Here is an 18,128-nt window from a genome sequence, read left to right on the forward strand (position 1 = left end):
CCTTCCTCATTATCTCAAATATATTTTCTATGACTGACCAGCAATTTGCCGCTAATAAGTGGAAAACCCCCTTTGTATTTTTAGTGCTCTCCAGTGTGGTGATGACCTTAAGTTTTTCTGGTTGGATGGCAATGTTGAATAATTTCACTATTGAAGCGGCAAACTTTAGCGGTAGTGAAATTGGTATGTTGCAATCGCTGCGTGAGATCCCTGGCTTTTTAGCATTTACCGCGATTTTTCTGTTACTGGTGATTAAAGAGCAAAATTTTGCCTTAGTCTCTTTGTGCCTGCTTTCCATCGGTGTTGCCATCACCGGCTTCTTTCCTACTGAATATGGCCTCTATGCCACTACCGTATTAATGAGTATTGGCTTTCACTATTTTGAGACGGTGAACCAATCATTAAGTCTGCAGTGGTTTACCAAAGAAGAAGCGCCGCAAAAACTCGGTAAGTTAATCTCGGTGAAATCGATGGCTGCCCTTGTGGTTTATGGCTTTATTTGGCTGGCGTTTAGCTATTTTAATATGGAATTCGTTAACGCTTATATGATTTTGGGTGGGTTGGCATTGGCGATTACTTTGTGGCTTTGGTTATTTATGCCCAAGTTTCCAGAAAAAGTCGTTCAACATAAAAAAATCATTCTGCGCAAACGCTATTCACTGTATTACCTGTTAACGTTTTTAAGCGGTGCCAGAAGACAAATTTTCGTGGTCTTTGCCGGCTTTATGATGGTCGAAAAATTTGGTTACTCAGTCGCCGATATTTCCATGCTCTATATGCTCAACCATCTATTAAATATTTATCTGGCGCCTAAAATTGGTGCCTGGATTGGTGTGGTAGGTGAGCGCAAAGCATTAACCCTTGAGTACATCGGGTTGATATTGGTATTTAGTGGTTACGCTTTAGTTGAAAATGCCTACATTGGCGCCAGCTTGTATATCATCGACCACATCTTTTTTGCCATGGCCATTGCCGTTAAGACTTATTTTCAAAAGATTGCCGATCCAAAAGACATCGCCTCAAACGCAGGGGTGAGCTTTAGCATAAACCACATCGCCGCAGTAATTATTCCCGCGACCTTTGGCTTAGTCTGGTTATACAATCCGTCATTAGTATTTTTTGCCGGTGCAGGATTAGCTGCATGTTCATTAATTGCCAGTCAATGGATAAACACTCAGCCTGAGCAAAAGGCTACTTCGGTTGCTTAATCTATAGCTCGAGATTTCTTCGGCTCAGCAGCAGGCGAAACCAGGAAAAAATAAACAGCAATAACGACAACAACTATCATCACTACACAGCTAATTAGGAGTAAAAAAGTGAAATTCAAAAACGTATTATTTATGCTTAGCGCAATCATGCTGTTGAGCGCATGTTCAAAGCTTACTAAAGATAATTATCAACAACTTGAGGTCGGCATGAGTGAAGGTGAAGTTAAAGCCATTCTAGGTTCTGCCGATAATTGTTCTCAAAATATCGGCACTTTGACTTGTGTTTGGGGAGATGAAGAAAGCAAGCATATCAAAGTGCGTTTTATCGCGGATGCTGCCATTACCTTCTCTAACAACGGACTGTAATTTCAACCGTGGTTGCCGTTAAGCCGTATCTGCTATGATATATAGATTGGGTTTTGTAGGTATGCTGAACCCATGAGGTTTACCCTACTAGTTATTTCGATGTTAAGCTTGATCGGCTGCTCGACTTTAAACTCTCCGCAACCCGAAGAAATCAGTGAAGCCAAGCTTAAACACGCGGTGAAACTCGCAAACAGCTCTCTGCTAAAACAGAAATTGCTGTCTCAGTACTCAGAATGGAAAGGAAGCCCTTACCAGTTGGGGGGACTTAGTAAAAGTGGTATCGACTGTTCCGGTTTTGTATATCTGACTTTTAAATCCAAATTAGGTGTGAGTTTACCCAGAACGACAGAGCGCCAAGCTGAACTTGGTCTCAGGATAGCTAAAAAACAACTCCGCATAGGGGACCTGATTTTCTTTAAAACGGGCTTGTTTCAACGTCATGTAGGGATTTATTTGGGAGATTCAAGGTTTCTTCATGCCTCTACCAGTCAGGGCGTGACTATTTCTAATTTACAAAATAATTATTGGGCGTCCAATTATTGGTTTTCAACAAGAGTTAAATCAAATTAGTATTGTTGATGTACGCTTTTTAAGAAATTTAACGGCGTACATTGATACCAGCGATAAAAAGCCCGGTTAAAAGAGCTTTGCTCATTAAAACCTAACGCCGTTGAAATTTGCCCAAAAGACATTTTCCCCAGATATAGCCTCAACCGCCTTTGTCTCTCCAAGTCCAACAACTCGGAAAAATATACCTGCTCAGCTTTTAGCCGGCGTTGCAGGGTGCGTGTTGATAGGTGAAAGTGAGCTGCGGTGTTGTTTAGATCACAGCCTTGCAAATCCGTTTTCGCCCTTAAAAACTGATTTACTTTTTCGAAAAATTTTTCTTGTTGATGCAGATGTTCTAATTGTTGTTCGGATTCTTGTTTTAATAATTGATGAATCAATCGGTTTTCAGTTCGAAACGGCAAGGTCAAATAATGTAACGGAAATTGTATGCTATTGGTTTTTGCATTAGCTACTACCGGGCAATGAAACCAAGCGGCTAACGTTTCTTTTTGTTTTGCTGTCCACGGGTGGTTAAAATAGACGTTCGTCGGCGCTAGTTGCGCAGCCATTACTTGCCTGATGACAGCAACCCATGCGGTCAGGTTGCGCAATACCACTTGCTCATTGCAGCCCGGAATTGGGGTCCAGATAATTTCTGCAAATTGGTGATTCTGACGAAATTTTGCGGTGCCTATATCCGCAACCAGGGTGTCGTAGTGAATTAACGCAGCGATTGCTGTAGTTAAATTTTCACCAGATTCAACTAAGTAACCCAGTAATCCATAATCTGCGGTACGGATATCTTGTCCCAGATAAAAACCAAATAATGGCTCGGACAATGAAACTTTGGCGAACTGCAGTAGCGCATTGTAATGCGTTAGCGACACTCTGCTGTTTTTATCACTGAGATCCATTTCATCATAGTGCTCAAATTGAATCGCAGCTAACGCCGTGGTCTTGTCAATGCCATTTTTCTCTAAGTACTCGAGCACGCTGGAAAAATAGATCTTCGTTATGGTATCCATATGTCACTTAAAGAGAAAAAAAGGTCATCAATTTACAAGTCTGCCATGAATTATTTTTATAAGCTAGTGACTCGCAGTTCAAACTCACTGAGTTATTGTTAAATAGAAGGAAGATTAAAGGTGAATTCCGAAATTGTGTTATTGGCGTTAAGCCCACTGTTTTTAGCCTTTGTCTGCTATGAGTTTTTTGCCCATGGTGATTTCTATGATATGAAAGATAGTTTAGCTAATGGCGTATTAGCGTTATTACATCAAGGCGCAGATGCTATTGCATTGTTGTTGCTAATGCCATTGTTTTACTGGCTCCATCAATATCGTGTATTCGAGATAAGCATAACCCCGTGGAGCCTTTTCATTGCCTTTTTACTGCAAGATTTTTTATATTATTGGTTTCATAAGGCATCACATCATATTCACTGGTTATGGGCGGCACATGTCGTACACCACAGTTCAACCAGGATGAACTTTTCCACTGCCTTTAGACAAAGCTTGATGTACCCAGTTGCTGGTATGTGGTTGTTCTGGCTGCCGATGATCATTATTGGCTTCGAACCAGCTACCGTATTTACCGTTGTGGCGTTGAATTTAGCCTATCAATTTTTTGTTCATACCCAAATGGTTGATAAATTGGGCTGGTTTGAACAAGTATTTAATACGCCATCGCATCATCGTGTTCACCATGCTACCAACGCCGCTTATCTGGATAAAAATTTTGCCGGGGTACTGATTATTTGGGATAAATTATTTGGCACCTTTGTCAATGAAGACAAAGACAATCCATGCCGCTACGGCATTATCGGCCAAATAAAGAGTAATAATCCTATCACCATCACTTTTCATCAATGGCTGCATTTAATTAAAATGGTGAAACAGCAGCACGGATTTCAGCAAAAAATAAATGTGTTACTTTCTTACCCGAGCAGTTCGGTTAACGGTGATAAGCCATAGCTAAAATCAATTACTTTGGATTGTGCGAATAGTTCCCCGATTAAAAGCCAACTATGGCTAACCAAAGAGTTGCAGGCCTATAGAGCTGTCGGCCAGTAATACCTGGATAAAGATACCAAAGTGAATAGTCTTATCATTAATGGCTATCAATTCTATTGATAGCTAGAAGCATAATTCACCAGTAAGCTGGTCCAGATGATTAAAAATAGTATTGGCGTATATTTTGAGGGAGCATCACCTAGAGCGACTAGTTTTTGACGCTTCTCACTGTACCAAAAATCTCGAAAGCTTTGGTTGGAACGTTTATATCGTTCAGCATTAAGTAACTTTATTGAGTCTCTGGTGGATTTAAGCGACAACCAGACCATGACGGAAAGGATGATAGAGCCAATCGGGATCAGCAGCCATAGAATATCGGCGACTACTTTATTGCCATTTACGCCGGTGCTGATGGCAAAACCGGTAAATAAAAACGCTTGCGAGGTTACGTATCAGGTCATTCTTTGATTTATGTGGGTATACTCACGAGAAATTTGTAAGGTTAGCCATTGCCATTCGGCAGTTTTAATATCCCATTCAGTTGCTGAGTTTTCCTCGCTCATCGCTCTGTTCTCTTCGAAATGCGCTGTCATAAAGCAAGTATAGCCGTTATATAGTGGTTATAAAAAAGGCGCCATATAGGCGCCTATTTTTAATTCACGGACGAATTAACTTAGAATTACCCGGGATGGTATAAATTCTGATCATTATTGATTCTTGTTTAACCAACAAACTTACGAGCGTTGCGGAACATTCTCACCCATGGAGAATCTTCTAACCACTCATCTGGATGCCAAGAGTTGGCAACCGTTCTGAATACGCGCTCAGGGTGTGGCATCATGATTGTTACCCGACCATCTGTCGTGGTAAGTGCGGTGATACCATCTGGTGAACCGTTCGGGTTCGATGGGTATGTTTCCGTCACTTGACCATAGTTGTCGACATAACGCATTGACACTGTGCCGGAATCGTTGGCATTGGCAATGGCATCTTCTGATTTAAACTCTGCGCGACCTTCACCATGAGATACCGCGATTGGCATATGAGAGCCTTCCATTCCTTTAAAGAAGATAGATGGCGATTCCTGGATTTCTACTAATGAGAAACGTGCTTCAAAACGCTCTGAGCGGTTTTGCACAAAGTGTGGCCATTGTTCAGTGCCCGGGATGATTTCTTTTAAGTTAGAAAGCATCTGACAACCGTTACAAACCCCTAAGGAGAAGGTGTCGTCACGGTGGAAGAATTCACGGAACATTTCACGCGCGTTGTCGTTAAACAAGATTGATTTTGCCCAGCCTTCACCAGCGCCAAGTACGTCACCGTAAGAGAAACCACCACAAGCCACCAGGCCTTTAAAGTCATTTAAGTCGACCCGATTTGCCAGAATATCTGACATGTGGATATCCACCGTGATAAAGCCAGCTCTGTCGAACGAAGCAGCCATTTCTACGTGTGAGTTAACCCCTTGCTCACGTAAAATAGCGATTTTCGGGTTAGTCTCTGCAACCGCATCTTTGGCGATGTGATCAGCCACGATGTCTTCATTGATATCAAAGGTTAAATGCACATTTAAGCCCGGATCTTCGGTATCAAATTTCAGCGCGTGTTCTTGCTCAGCACAGTCTGGATTATCACGCAGTGATTGCATCTTGAATGTGGTTTCAGCCCACACGGTACGGTAGTATGTGCGAGAATTCGCTAGCACTTCTTCACCATCGCGGCTAAAGCGAATGAAATCTTCATTATTGATTCGGCCAATGTCGGTGAAACAATCTTCAATGCCAAAATCGCTAATGATCGCGTGCACGGCATCAACATCGCTTTCACGAATTTGAATTACCGCGCCTAGCTCTTCGTTAAACAGTACACTTAGGTTGTCACCGCTTAGTTTCGAGATATCAATATCGACACCAGTGTGACCGGCAAATGCCATTTCGGTGACTGTGGTAAATAAACCACCGTCTGAGCGGTCATGGTAGGCAAGTAATTTTTCTTCGCGTACCAGGCGTTGCATTGCGGTGAAAAAGCCTTTCAATACTTCCGGGCTATCAACATCTGGCGTTGTTGTACCCAGTTGCTTGTAAACTTGCGCGATACATGAGCCACCTAAACGATTTTTGCCTTTTGATAAATCGATGGCAACAATGCGTGAGTCACCTTTATCACTGCGCAATTGTGGCGTTACCGTTTTGCGAATATCTTCAACACGGCCAAAGGCCGTGATGATTAATGATAGTGGCGAGGTAACCGCTTTGTGCTCTTTACCATTAGGGCCATTTTCGTCCCATTGAGTTTTCATGCTCATTGAGTCTTTACCCACCGGGATGGTTAAACCAAGCGCTGGACATAATTCTTCACCAACGGCTTTCACTGCTTCATATAAACCGGCATCTTCACCAGGGTGACCTGCTGCGGACATCCAGTTCGCTGAAAGCTTAATACGGTTTAAATCGCCAATGTCGCTACCGGCAATATTGGTTAATGATTCGGCTACCGCAAGTCTTGCTGATGCGCCGTAGTTAAGCAGAGCAACTGGTGTTCTTTCACCGAGTGACATTGCTTCACCGTGGTAAGTATCTAGTGCTGCGGCAGTAACACCACAGTCAGCTACCGGTACCTGCCAGGGACCAACCATTTGGTCACGGTTAACCATACCGGTTACCGTTCTATCGCCAATGGTGATTAAGAAGGTTTTTTCAGCAACGGTTGGTAAACGCAGGATACGGTCTGCAGCATCGGCTAATTCAATGTTTGCCAATTCTAATGCTTTACCAGTTTCAGTTCTCGATTGCACATCGCGATGCATTTTCGGCGCTTTACCTAATAATACGTCCAATGGTAAATCAATAGGGGTATTGTCATGATGACTATCAGTAAGGGTTAAATGCTCTTCTTCGGTGGCATAACCAACCACCGCAAATGGGGCGCGTTCACGATTACACAATGCTTCAAAATCGGCTAAACGCTCCGGTGCTACCGCCATTACGTATCGCTCTTGCGACTCGTTACACCAGATCTCGTGTGGTGCCATGCTGCGTTCATCGTTTGGTACGTTACGTAATTCAAAATTACCACCACGGCCGCCATCGGAGACTAATTCAGGGAACGCATTTGAGATACCACCAGCACCGACATCGTGGATGAATAAAATCGGGTTATCATCACCAAGCTGCCAACATCTATCGATAACTTCCTGACAACGACGTTCCATTTCCGGGTTTTCGCGTTGTACTGAGGCAAAGTCCAGATTTTCAGAGGATTGACCAGACGCCATAGAAGATGCGGCGCCACCACCAAGACCAATGTTCATTGCCGGGCCGCCTAATACAATCAAGGGGGCGCCAACAACGATTTCGCCTTTTTGTACGTGCTCGTCACGAATGTTACCTAAACCGCCGGCAAGCATAATTGGCTTGTGGTAACCACGAACTTCTAAGCCGTTAAATGAGTTAACTTGCTCTTCGTAGGTCCGGAAATAGCCTAAAATATTTGGACGACCAAATTCGTTGTTAAACGCCGCGCCACCTAATGGACCTTCCATCATGATGTCTAAGGCATTAACGATACGGCCAGGCTTACCAAAATTGGTTTCCCATGGTTGCTCAAAGCCAGGAATGCGCAGGTTAGATACGGTGAAACCAACCAAGCCCGCTTTGGGTTTTGAACCAATACCGGTTGCGCCTTCATCACGAATTTCACCACCAGAGCCGGTTGCTGCACCCGGGTAAGGTGAAATAGCCGTGGGGTGGTTGTGGGTTTCCACCTTCATTAGAATTTGAATGTCTTCCTGAGTGTAGGCGTATTCTTTAGTTTCTGGATTCGGGAAAAAACGACCGGCTTCAGAGCCAACCATTACCGCGGCGTTATCTTTGTATGCGCTTAACACGTAATCAGGGTTGATCTCATGGGTGTTTTTGATCATTTTAAATAATGATTTCGGCTGCTTTTGACCATCGATGGTCCAGTCGGCATTAAAGATTTTATGACGACAATGCTCAGAGTTCGCTTGCGCGAACATGAACAATTCAATGTCGTTCGGGTTACGGTTTAACTTAATGAAGTTTTCTACCAGGTAGTCAATCTCATCTTCGGCTAAGGCAAAACCCATTTCGATGTTGGCTTTGGCTAGAGCTTCACGGCCGCCGTGCAAAATGTCTACCGATGACATTTCGCCTGGCTCGGCAGTGGCAAATAAACTGTTCACATCGTTGTAATCGGTGAATATCACTTCCATCATGCGGTCATGAATTAAGTTGGCAAGCTCAATCGATTGCTCAGCGGTTAATTCATTCGATGTGTGTACGTAGTACGCCATCCCACGTTCTAGACGAATAATTTTGTCTAGACCACAATTATGGGCAATGTCAGTCGACTTTGAAGACCATGGTGAAATAGTCCCAGGACGTGGCGTCACCAATAACAAGGTGCCTTCTGGCTCATGCTCTTCAATGGTTGGGCCGTAAGTTAACAGCTTTTTCAGCTTGCTTAACTCGTCACTTGATAACGCTTCCTTGTTATTTGAAAAATGCATGTACTCGGCATAAATATCTGTCACAGGCAGGTTTAATTGCTCGCATTGTGAAAGAAGCTTATTAATTCTGAAATCGGAAAGCGCAGGTGCGCCGCGTAAGATTTCCATAAATATAGTCACCATAGTTAGTAGTTAATTTAATATCAATTCCATTAAATTTCAGGGCATTAATTCAAAGCCAGGAAATGCAATGGAATTGCGACTAATTATTTTGATAAAAGATGTTGGTTTTTCGCGCGCATTATATACCCGTGCTACCTCAAAGTGCAAGATTTCAGTGGGAGTTAAAAGCAATATAGGCAAGGCATTAAATTTAGAGAATGGTTGTTCCATTGTTAAAATTAATAACGCGGCATAAATTGCTTTTAAACCCACCGGAACGGAGTGTCTGAGCAATCCCACGTCTTCGTTGCACCTATTTGTAAGGGGAACGCCATTCCTGCATAGCTGCGCCTTGAATTGAGATTGCTCAGTCACTCAAAACGTATTTTGAACATGCATCTTGAGGTAGCACGGGTATATATAAAACGGAGTTTTTAGTAAGGGTAAAACTGTTCGATCACAAACTAATTGAAAAAAAACTGTAAAAAATGTATAAATGACTTCACAATGAAATTGATATGATAAAAATCTCCTATAAATTTAAAAACATAGCAACGCCAGTTAGCAGTTTATTGTTGATGGCTGTTTTTCTTTTGACCGCCTGTAAAGATCAGCAACAACCTGGTAATTTACAACAAGTGGTTAAGCGTGGCACATTAAAAGTGGGTACCTTGTTTGGGCCAAAAAACTATTATATTGGTGCCACGGGTCAACGCGGTTTTGAATATGAGCTGGCGCGTGAATATGCAGATTATCTCGGGGTTAAACTGGAAATTGTGCCAAGTTACACCTTAAACGAGTTGTTCCCGAAAATAGACAACGGGGAAGTGGATATACTTGCTGCGGGTTTAACCGTAACGCCAGAGCGCTTAGAGAAATATCGATTTAGCCCAAGTTATGCCAACATCAGCCAAAAGCTGGTGTTTAAACAAGGTCGTGAATGGCCGCGAAAAATAGAAGATTTGTCCGGCAGCCTGCAAGTGGCCGAGTTCTCCAGTCATGCCGAAAACCTGCAAGCATTAAAAGCCAAGCACCCCAATTTAAGCTGGACCGAAACCGACGAGTTTGATTCCGATGAACTGTTGATCGAAGTGATGGAAGAGCGCCTTGATTTTACCATTGCCGACAGCAATACCTTAGCCATTAGCCGCCGTTATTTCCCTGAAATCAGTGTCGCCTTTACCGTTCAACAACCTCAGCCCATTGCCTGGATGTTAAGTAAGCAGGGCGATGATTCGTTGCTATCATCTGTGGTTGAATTTTTTGGTCAAGCCCATCATGACGGCACTATTTTAACCTTGGATGATAAATATTATGGCCATATACAAGAGTTTAATTACGTAGATACGCGAACCTTCATTGAAGCGGTTGGGGATAAATTGCCAAAATATCGTACGCTGTTTAAGCGCTATGGTGAAGCAATGGACTGGCGCTTTTTGGCAGCGATTAGTTATCAGGAGTCGCACTGGGAACCACACGCAAGATCGTATACCGGTGTGCGTGGCATGATGATGTTAACCTTGCCAACGGCCAAGCAAATGGGAGTAGTAAGTCGTCTCGATGCCGAGCAAAGTATACGTGGCGGTGCAAAATATTTTCAGAAATTGATCAACCGCATCCCCGATAGAATTAAAGACCCCGATCGTAAATGGTTTGCGTTGGCGGCGTACAATGTTGGCTGGGGCCATATGGAAGATGCCAGAGTTATCACCGAACGATTAGGTGGCGATCCCGATCGTTGGGTCGATGTGAAAGAATCATTGCCATTATTAAAACAGCGTAAGTATTACAAAAATACTAAGTATGGTTATGCTCGTGGCGATGAACCAGTGCGTTATGTTGAAAACATTCGCGCCTATTACGATACCTTGTTATTCTTGGAAAAAGATAAAGGAGACAGTCCGGCAGTGGAGGCGGCGACAGAATAAATCCGCTGCTCATCGCCATCGGAAATCAGATAGCGAGAAAGAAATTTAATAACAATAATAAAAATGTCATATTTCACTGTTATAGTGATTACCATTACAGTGATTATGACCATTATCTTGGAAACTAAACCATGAGAGCACGTACTTGTAAAACCAATCAACGACGTCGTCAGTTAAAAGCCAGTCACCGCAAAGTGAGCAGCCGTTATCGGGTGTATTTTAGAGTGACGTTATTAAACACTGAAGAAGTAAGTAATAGCAATTTCGAAAAATAGCACCGTCATCCCACCAGCTTTTGGATGGGACCTCCTTGAGCGTGGTGTGGGTCTATTGTTTAAAGGCACGTTATATCCGAAATGAGATCCCGTTCAAAAGCATAACGGGATGACGGAGTACATTTTCTAATATCGCATAGCAGCAAGTGGCACAAAGCCCGCAACCAATTCAACAATATTCACACAATCTAGCAGAGCACAATTATCCTGCTTGTACCTTGTACCTTGTACCTTGTACCTTGTACCTAACTTCTAGCCCCTAGCTTTTTTTGCGGCTTTCTTTTCGTTGCGGCGACGTTTAAAAAATGCGGATAACATCGTGCTGCATTCGTCCTTTAACACCCCTGAAGTTACTTCAACCTGGTGATTTAATTTCTCGCTATTGGTCAGATTAAAAACACTGCCGCATGATCCGGTTTTCAAGTCGCTGGCGCCATAAACCAGACGTTTTATTCTGCTGTGCACCAATAACCCTGCGCACATCGGGCAAGGCTCTAACGTTACGTACAAGGTGCAATCGAGCATTCGATAGTTTTCAACCTCAGAACCGGCCTGTCGAATGGCCTGCATTTCTGCATGGGCAGACGGGTCGTGTAACTGAATTGACTGGTTCCAGCCTTTGGCGATAACTTTTTCATTGACAACCAGCACAGCCCCCACAGGTATTTCACCTTCAAGTTCTGCTTTTTCGGCCAGCACAATAGCCTGACGCATAAAGTCTTCGTCGATGAGTTGTTGCTCTGTTGCTTGAACATTATTCATTTAAAATTGCTTAAAAGTTAGTTGTTTCATTCAAAAAATGCTGTTTTCAGCGACACATTTATAAACCAGATTTACTAAGTTTTTGTTTTATTTAGTGTTTGCTTATTGGTCTAATTATTGCTTTTTTTACTTTAGTTCGGGTTAGCTACCCTTAGGCTCAGATAGCTTTATCTATACTGAGTATTATACCAATTACATTGAGGTTAAGGATTATTTATGCACATTTTTGAATTTGTCATTATTGTCATGGTATGCGTCGGTATTTTTCAGTTTTTAAAACAGCGGCAAAAAATTCAGGCAGACTCTCAACATACTTCCAAACAACAATCGGCCATGGATGACGAGCTGGCCCAGTTAAAAGCGAGAGTCGCTATCTTAGAAAAAATAGTCACTGATAAAGGCTATGATTTAAAACAAGAAATTGACGATCTCTAATAGCAAAGCTGAGGTCTTTGGCGCTATGTTATTGGCACTATAAAAACAAACTTAGCAGGTCATTCAAATAGCGATGGCCTTGTTGAGTCACTTGCCAATAACCATTGTTCTCGGTGACCAGCTGTTTGTTCTTCGCCGACTGCAGCGCTTCAATAACACCATCAGGTGATAATCCTGTAGTTGCTTGATAGTCAGTCAAGCAAAAAGGTTTGAATAGCCGTAATCGGTTCATCATATATTCAAACGGACGCTCAGCCTCCGGCACATTGTGGACTTGACAGAGGTGCGCACGCTCCTCATCCATATAACCTTTCGGGTGCTTTACTTTCACTGTGCGATAGATGGTGTTGTCTTTGGTTGAGGTGATTTTGCCATGAGCGCCACAACCTATGCCTAAGTAATCGCCATTTTGCCAATAGTTAAGGTTATGCTTACATTGATTGTCAGCGCCTTTACTGTATGCCGATATTTCATATTGCTGATAGCCGGCATCCTTTAATAATTGCCAGCCTTGTTGCTGAATATCCCACAATACATCATCGTTAGGCAGTGTTGGTGGTTTTGAATAAAACGAAGTGTTTGGCTCAATGGTTAATTGGTACCAGGATAAGTGCTTAGGCTTTAGTGCGATGGCCTGCTTTAAATCATCAAGGGCACCTGCTACCGATTGTTGCTCTAAACCGTGCATTAAATCCAGGTTAAAACTGTTAATGCCACACTCTTGCGCGATAATGGCAGCACGTATGGCCTGCTCACTATCATGAATACGGCCCAGTTTTATCAATTTGTCAGAGGCAAAGCTTTGCACGCCAATGGATAATCGATTGACCCCGGCGTCATTAAAGCCTTTGAATTTATCGGCTTCTACGGTGCCCGGGTTGGCTTCTAGCGTTACTTCGATTTCAAAGTTTGGATCATCGTGTTGGGGAAATCGTTTAAACACTGCTGTTAACAGCTGCGCTATTGCATTGCTGCTAAATAAGCTTGGCGTTCCGCCACCAATGAAAATGGAATATAGCGGCCGTTGCTGGCTGCTATCATTAAGCGCAAAGCGTTTGATATCGGCATCCAGATCGGCGAGTAAATGGCGGATATACAATTCTTCATCAATGTCGGCTTTTAACGCGTGTGAATTAAAGTCGCAATACGGACACTTTTGCACACACCAGGGAATGTGAATATACAGCGATAATGGCGGTAGGGTTAACAAAATATTGTTCTCTTTGAGCAAAATATTAGACCAAGTGGATTAAATATCTGCTCATTGTTGATGGGTAACTTAACGTTAGTTAAAACTTTGCATTAATTTTGCTAAAGCTTTACCGCGATGACTTAACTGATTTTTAAGGTCTCGGGGTAATTGTGCCGATGTTTGTTGATGTTCTTCGATCCAAAACAACGGGTCATAACCAAACCCTTCTTCACCCTGTTGCTCGGTAATTATCTCGCCTTCCCAGGTACCCTGGCAAATAATCGGCGTTGGATCATCGGCATGACGCAGGTAAACCAGTACACATTGGAAACGAGCGCTGCGTTGCTTTGCCGCTATGCCATCGAGTGCGTCTAAAAGCTTAGCGTTATTGTCGGCATCATCCGAATTTTCACCGGCATACCTTGCGGAGTAAATACCTGGCGCGCCTAGCAGATGGTCGACTTCCAAACCAGAATCGTCGGCAATGGCCGGTAAGCCGGTAATTTTCGCCGCGTGACGGGCTTTAATGATGGCATTTTCGACAAACGTCGTGCCGGTTTCGGCCACCTCACTGACGTTAAAGTCGCTTTGTGGAACAATTTCAATATTATGGGCGGTTAATAATTCGGAAAGCTCTTTCACTTTGCCTTTGTTGCCAGTGGCTAAAACAATTTTATTCATTATCAGTTAATCATATTTGGATTGTAATAAACAAAAGTGCGCCATAAAGCGCACTTAATCATAGGAACGTTGGTTGGAGTAAGTTGGTATTAATTTACCTCGACTTATTGCTCAACGTAAAATTTTTGTTCAAATTTTAAAGTATGCTCTTTGCCATTGTTATTAATTAAAATATTAAATCGAAAGAACTCATCATTCGGGTATTTCACCTGGGCGATATAATAAATGGCACTGCCTTCTTTTACTTCCATAAAATCCAACGGTATAGGCTGGCCAAGTAAATTGGTCGCCGTACCGGAAATACCAACAGACACTGCCGGTTTACCATCTTTAGAGCTATCTAACACCGAAATGTTGACAAAACCCCGGTAGCGGCTACGCTCAATGCCATAATTTTTGGCAATGTCGGGTTGTAAAATAGAGGTGGAAAGTCCGATATAATGAACTTCCAGATCGGCAAATTTTTTCATATTTTCAGCAGCGACCATTTTGCTAACGCCGAGCAGCAAAATTATCAGTAACATGCTTTTAATCAGTAATTTAAACATATAAGCCTCGCAACTAGGTTGTGCTCACAACTATTGTTAATTATAGACCGAAGTTTGCAAGAATATCTTCCAATACGGCAAAATGCGGTATCCATATGTCGATATTTATAAATATGACCAAATCGGGATAAAGCTACCGATAAAAATATTGATTACATTTAACAGCACAAATGCCACTAGCACCGACAAATCAAGACCGCCTAAATTCGGCATGATACGGCGAATCGGGCGTAAAAATGGTTCGGTTAATTGATAAAATACCATTTGTGCTGGTGAACGTGACTGTACCACCCAGCTCATTAATGCCATTACCAGCATCACTACAAATAGCAAGGTGCCACTTTGTTTGATCACAAATAACAAGCTAATAAATAATAACGACAGAATATCAATAGTCTGGCCACCAATCATGGATAATGCCCAATACTTGGTGCATGCGACTAAAAAAGCAACCAGCAAGGTCGCCATGTCAATGCCCTTCAGGCCGGGGATTAAACGGCGAAACGGGATCACTGCCGGGTTTGTGGCTTTTACCACAAACTGGCTAAACGGGTTATAAAAATCGGCTCTTACGGCCTGTAACCAAACCCTTAATACCAACAACATCAAATAGGCATCAAAAACAAAGTTTAGTAAATAGACAATCGCTTCCATGAATACTCCATACAAAAGCAGTTAAATTTAAATCGTTAATCTTATTAAAACAATCATATACCAAGATAGACTGTCAGGTGGAAACTAATTGTTACTGGTTGTAATTTCAATTGAACGAGCTTTTGCCGCATCCATTGCCTGCGCCACCAGTTCACTCATATTGCCATCACTTAAAACATTTAATGCGGCTTGAGTTGTGCCGCCTTTCGACGTTACGTTTTCTCGTAGGGTGGCAATTGATTGTTCATTTTCAATAACCATTTGCGCGGCACCAGCGGCAGTTTGCTGTACTAATTGGCGCGCCGTTTGTTCACTAAAACCAAACGCTATCGCTTTATTTTGCATCGCTTCCATAAAGGCAAAAAAATACGCCGGACCGGAAGCGGAAACTGCCAGTAAGTTGTCAATTTCGGCTTCGGTTTGCAACCATAAAACTTTGCCGATGCCAGTGAGTAATGAATTGGCAAATTCTTCATCAGCCTTGGTAATGCTGTTATTGGCAAAAACACCTGTCATCCCGAGCCCAAGCTGAGCTGGGGTATTTGGCATGCAACGAATAATGCTGGCATTATCGCCTAATTCTGATTGCATTTGTGCCAGGCTGATGCCTGCGGCAACAGAGATGAAACATTTATCAGCAATATCAATTTGCTGAGCTATTTCAGCACAAACCTGCTTGATAAAATGCGGTTTTACTCCTAAGACAATGACATCGGCAAATTTGGCGGCAACAATATTATCGCTAGAATGCAATACGCCATATTGCTCAGCCAGGGCTTCACGTTTAGCCGCGCTGGGATTACTCACCATAATGTCGTTGGCATTAAACCCCTGGTTTACCATGCCCGCCAAAATGGCGCCGTTCATATTACCAGCGCCAATAAATGCGACTTTTTTCATAGAAAATCCTGTATCAGTCAACCGTTGTTCTTATTATAAAGATAGCGGTTACTCGTTAGTATGTTTTAGTTTAGTAAGAAGGTTGCTGGCTTCTGGCAACTAGCTACTTGCAGTCCGCGTTTTCTCAGAGTAAGGTTTGAATTTACACTATTGTTAGTGAATTCAACATACTGCCCGTTGCCCGTTGCCTTACTGCTTGTACCTTGTACACCTAGCTCCTCGCCCCAAATATCGCCGTACCAACCCGGATCATGGTACTTCCACATTCAATCGCGATGTCCATGTCATTACTCATTCCCATCGATAGGGTGTCTACACTAGGATATTGGTGCGATAATTGATTAAACAAGGTTTGCATTTGACGAAAACTGTCGCGGGCGGCAATTTTGTCTTTTGTCTTTTCCGGGATCGCCATCAAGCCGCGCAAGCATAAATTTTCACAGTTGTTGATAAATTCAGCTAACTTTGCAACTTCGGTCACCGCAACGCCTGATTTGCTTTGCTCGCCGCTAATATTCACTTGTAAACAAACGTTTAGCGGGGTAATGTTAATATCACGTTGCTGATTCAGGCGCTTGGCAATTTTTTCCCGGTCTACAGAGTGGACCCAGGTGACATTATTTGCAATCAGTTTGGTTTTGTTGGCTTGCAGCGGGCCGATAAAATGCCAGGTGATATCAGTTAATTCGGCAAGTTGCTGCACTTTTTCAACAGTTTCCTGCACGTAATTCTCACCAAAATGGCGTTGTCCGGCAGCATAAGCCTGCTGAATTAAACTGATGGGTTTTGTTTTGCTTACAGCCAATAAGCTCACTTTAGAAGTTGAACTTGTTGTTTTACTACTGGCAGCTATAATTTGGTTGTTAACTAACCGCAGATTGTCAGCGATATTAATCATATATTTTATTTCTATAATAATAATAAATTAGGGGTTTTATGGATATTACCGAACTTTTAGCATTTAGTGTTGAACACAATGCTTCCGATTTACATTTATCAACCGGTATGCCACCGGCCATTCGAGTCGACGGTGACATACGTAAGGTTAACATCCCGCCATTAGAAGACAAAGACGTTAACGCATTAGTCTATGATATTATGACTGACAGGCAACGTAAAGATTACGAAGAATATCTGGAAGTGGATTTTTCTTTTGAAGTGCCAAACCTGGCACGGTTCAGGGTTAACGCGTTTAACCAAAACCGTGGCCCTGCGGCGGTGTTTCGTACCATTCCAAGTAAAATTTTATCGCTGGACGAATTAGGTTGTCCAGATATTTTCCGGCAAATTTCTGATTTACCGCGCGGTTTGGTGTTAGTTACCGGCCCTACCGGCTCGGGTAAATCAACTACCTTGGCCGCCATGGTTGATTACATTAACGACTCCAAGCGTGATCATATCTTAACCATTGAAGATCCCATCGAGTTTGTCCACGACAATAAACAATGCTTAATTAACCAGCGTGAAGTTCATCGTGATACGTTAAGTTTTAATGCGGCACTACGTTCCGCGCTTCGTGAAGACCCCGACGTGATTCTTGTTGGTGAAATGCGTGATTTAGAAACCATTCGCCTTGCCATGACCGCCGCCGAAACCGGTCACTTGGTATTCGGTACATTGCATACCACTTCGGCGCCGAAAACCATTGACCGTATCGTTGATGTATTTCCGGGTGAAGAAAAAGACATGGTACGTTCTATGTTGTCAGAATCATTGCGTGCGGTTATTTCACAAACCTTGATCAAGAAAGTCGGTGGCGGTCGTGTGGCTGCTCACGAAATTATGATCGGCGTGCCGGCAATTCGAAACCTGATCCGTGAAGATAAAATTGCGCAAATGTACTCAGCCATTCAAACCGGTATGTCACATGGCATGCAAACCATGGATCAATGTTTACAGAACTTGCTAAGCCGGGGCGTCATTACTCGTGAAGATGCTCTGCAAAAAGCGGCCGATAAAAATCAGTTCAAGGTTTACTAAACTAA

18 protein-coding genes are annotated in these 18,128 nt (G+C 42.8%); 9 read left to right on the forward strand and 9 right to left on the reverse strand.

The genetic code is table 11. The annotated features are described in order from the left end of the window. The first annotated feature begins 29 nt into the window (after positions 1-29). The 3 genes from ND16A_RS16110 (at position 30) to ND16A_RS16100 (ending at position 2,144) form a co-directional block, all read left to right on the forward strand. Positions 30-1,208, forward strand: a complete 1,179-nt coding sequence (locus tag ND16A_RS16110; protein ID WP_033076177.1) for an MFS transporter — start codon at positions 30-32, stop codon at positions 1,206-1,208. Positions 1,209-1,316: 108 nt separating this feature from the next. Then, positions 1,317-1,574 carry a hypothetical protein gene (locus ND16A_RS16105; protein WP_052072829.1) on the forward strand — a complete coding sequence of 86 codons (258 nt, stop codon included), beginning with the start codon at positions 1,317-1,319 and terminating at the stop codon, positions 1,572-1,574. A 99-nt stretch (positions 1,575-1,673) separates the two neighbouring features. After that, positions 1,674-2,144: an NlpC/P60 family protein gene (locus tag ND16A_RS16100; protein WP_152593778.1), complete on the forward strand. Its 471-nt coding sequence runs from the start codon at positions 1,674-1,676 to the stop codon at positions 2,142-2,144. Here ND16A_RS16100 and ND16A_RS16095 read toward each other — a convergent pair. Beyond that, complete coding sequence (locus ND16A_RS16095; RefSeq protein WP_033076179.1) at positions 2,141-3,148, reverse strand: AraC family transcriptional regulator; 1,008 nt, start codon at positions 3,146-3,148, stop codon at positions 2,141-2,143. The genes ND16A_RS16100 and ND16A_RS16095 overlap by 4 nt on opposite strands. A 120-nt stretch (positions 3,149-3,268) precedes the next feature. On the opposite strand from ND16A_RS16095, the gene ND16A_RS16090 reads away from it, so the two are divergent. Continuing rightward, positions 3,269-4,096 (forward strand): sterol desaturase family protein, encoded by an 828-nt coding sequence (locus tag ND16A_RS16090; protein ID WP_033076180.1) that lies wholly within the window; start codon positions 3,269-3,271, stop codon positions 4,094-4,096. Positions 4,097-4,390: 294 nt separating this feature from the next. After that, positions 4,391-4,603 (forward strand): hypothetical protein, encoded by a 213-nt coding sequence (locus ND16A_RS20925; RefSeq protein ID WP_152593779.1) that lies wholly within the window; start codon positions 4,391-4,393, stop codon positions 4,601-4,603. 253 nt (positions 4,604-4,856) lie between these two features. Here the strand turns inward: ND16A_RS20925 and purL are convergent, their stop codons facing one another. Beyond that, positions 4,857-8,774 (reverse strand): phosphoribosylformylglycinamidine synthase, encoded by a 3,918-nt coding sequence (purL, locus tag ND16A_RS16085; protein WP_033076181.1) that lies wholly within the window; start codon positions 8,772-8,774, stop codon positions 4,857-4,859. A 512-nt stretch (positions 8,775-9,286) separates the two neighbouring features. Between purL and mltF the strand changes: the two genes are divergently transcribed. Together mltF and ND16A_RS21205 are read left to right on the forward strand one after the other, a co-directional pair. Further along, positions 9,287-10,696, forward strand: a complete 1,410-nt coding sequence (gene mltF, locus ND16A_RS16080) for a membrane-bound lytic murein transglycosylase MltF (protein WP_052072830.1) — start codon at positions 9,287-9,289, stop codon at positions 10,694-10,696. Positions 10,697-10,827: 131 nt separating this feature from the next. Next, the gene (locus ND16A_RS21205; protein WP_160173475.1) at positions 10,828-10,971 is read left to right on the forward strand and encodes a hypothetical protein; all 144 of its coding nucleotides are present in this window, start codon (positions 10,828-10,830) and stop codon (positions 10,969-10,971) included. 252 nt (positions 10,972-11,223) lie between these two features. Here ND16A_RS21205 and tadA read toward each other — a convergent pair whose 3' ends face one another. After that, entirely contained in the window at positions 11,224-11,733 is a 510-nt protein-coding gene (gene tadA, locus ND16A_RS16075; protein ID WP_033076183.1) for a tRNA adenosine(34) deaminase TadA, read from the reverse strand. A 216-nt stretch (positions 11,734-11,949) separates the two neighbouring features. On the opposite strand from tadA, the gene ND16A_RS16070 reads away from it, so the two are divergent. Beyond that, complete coding sequence (locus ND16A_RS16070; protein WP_033076184.1) at positions 11,950-12,168, forward strand: hypothetical protein; 219 nt, start codon at positions 11,950-11,952, stop codon at positions 12,166-12,168. A 37-nt stretch (positions 12,169-12,205) separates the two neighbouring features. Here the strand turns inward: ND16A_RS16070 and hemW are convergent, their stop codons facing one another. The 6 genes from hemW to ND16A_RS16040 form a co-directional block, all read right to left on the reverse strand. Further along, the gene (hemW, locus tag ND16A_RS16065) at positions 12,206-13,399 is read right to left on the reverse strand and encodes a radical SAM family heme chaperone HemW (protein ID WP_235281955.1); all 1,194 of its coding nucleotides are present in this window, start codon (positions 13,397-13,399) and stop codon (positions 12,206-12,208) included. Positions 13,400-13,453: 54 nt separating this feature from the next. Continuing rightward, complete coding sequence (locus tag ND16A_RS16060; protein WP_200880798.1) at positions 13,454-14,044, reverse strand: XTP/dITP diphosphatase; 591 nt, start codon at positions 14,042-14,044, stop codon at positions 13,454-13,456. A 101-nt stretch (positions 14,045-14,145) separates the two neighbouring features. Next, positions 14,146-14,589, reverse strand: coding sequence for a DUF4426 domain-containing protein (locus ND16A_RS16055; protein WP_033076186.1), 444 nt, complete (start codon positions 14,587-14,589; stop codon positions 14,146-14,148). 105 nt (positions 14,590-14,694) lie between these two features. Continuing rightward, positions 14,695-15,243 (reverse strand): YggT family protein, encoded by a 549-nt coding sequence (locus tag ND16A_RS16050; RefSeq protein WP_033076187.1) that lies wholly within the window; start codon positions 15,241-15,243, stop codon positions 14,695-14,697. 84 nt (positions 15,244-15,327) lie between these two features. Continuing rightward, complete coding sequence (proC, locus tag ND16A_RS16045) at positions 15,328-16,143, reverse strand: pyrroline-5-carboxylate reductase (protein WP_033076188.1); 816 nt, start codon at positions 16,141-16,143, stop codon at positions 15,328-15,330. Between the two features lie 211 nt (positions 16,144-16,354). Then, on the reverse strand, positions 16,355-17,041 hold the full coding sequence (locus tag ND16A_RS16040) for a YggS family pyridoxal phosphate-dependent enzyme (RefSeq protein WP_033076189.1): 687 nt from the start codon (positions 17,039-17,041) through the stop codon (positions 16,355-16,357). 38 nt (positions 17,042-17,079) lie between these two features. Between ND16A_RS16040 and ND16A_RS16035 the strand changes: the two genes are divergently transcribed. Further along, positions 17,080-18,123 carry a type IV pilus twitching motility protein PilT gene (locus ND16A_RS16035; RefSeq protein WP_033076190.1) on the forward strand — a complete coding sequence of 348 codons (1,044 nt, stop codon included), beginning with the start codon at positions 17,080-17,082 and terminating at the stop codon, positions 18,121-18,123. Positions 18,124-18,128 lie beyond the last annotated feature (5 nt).

It is taken from the genome of Thalassotalea sp. ND16A (genome assembly GCF_000764205.1).
Classification (GTDB): Bacteria; Pseudomonadota; Gammaproteobacteria; order Enterobacterales; family Alteromonadaceae; genus Thalassotalea_A.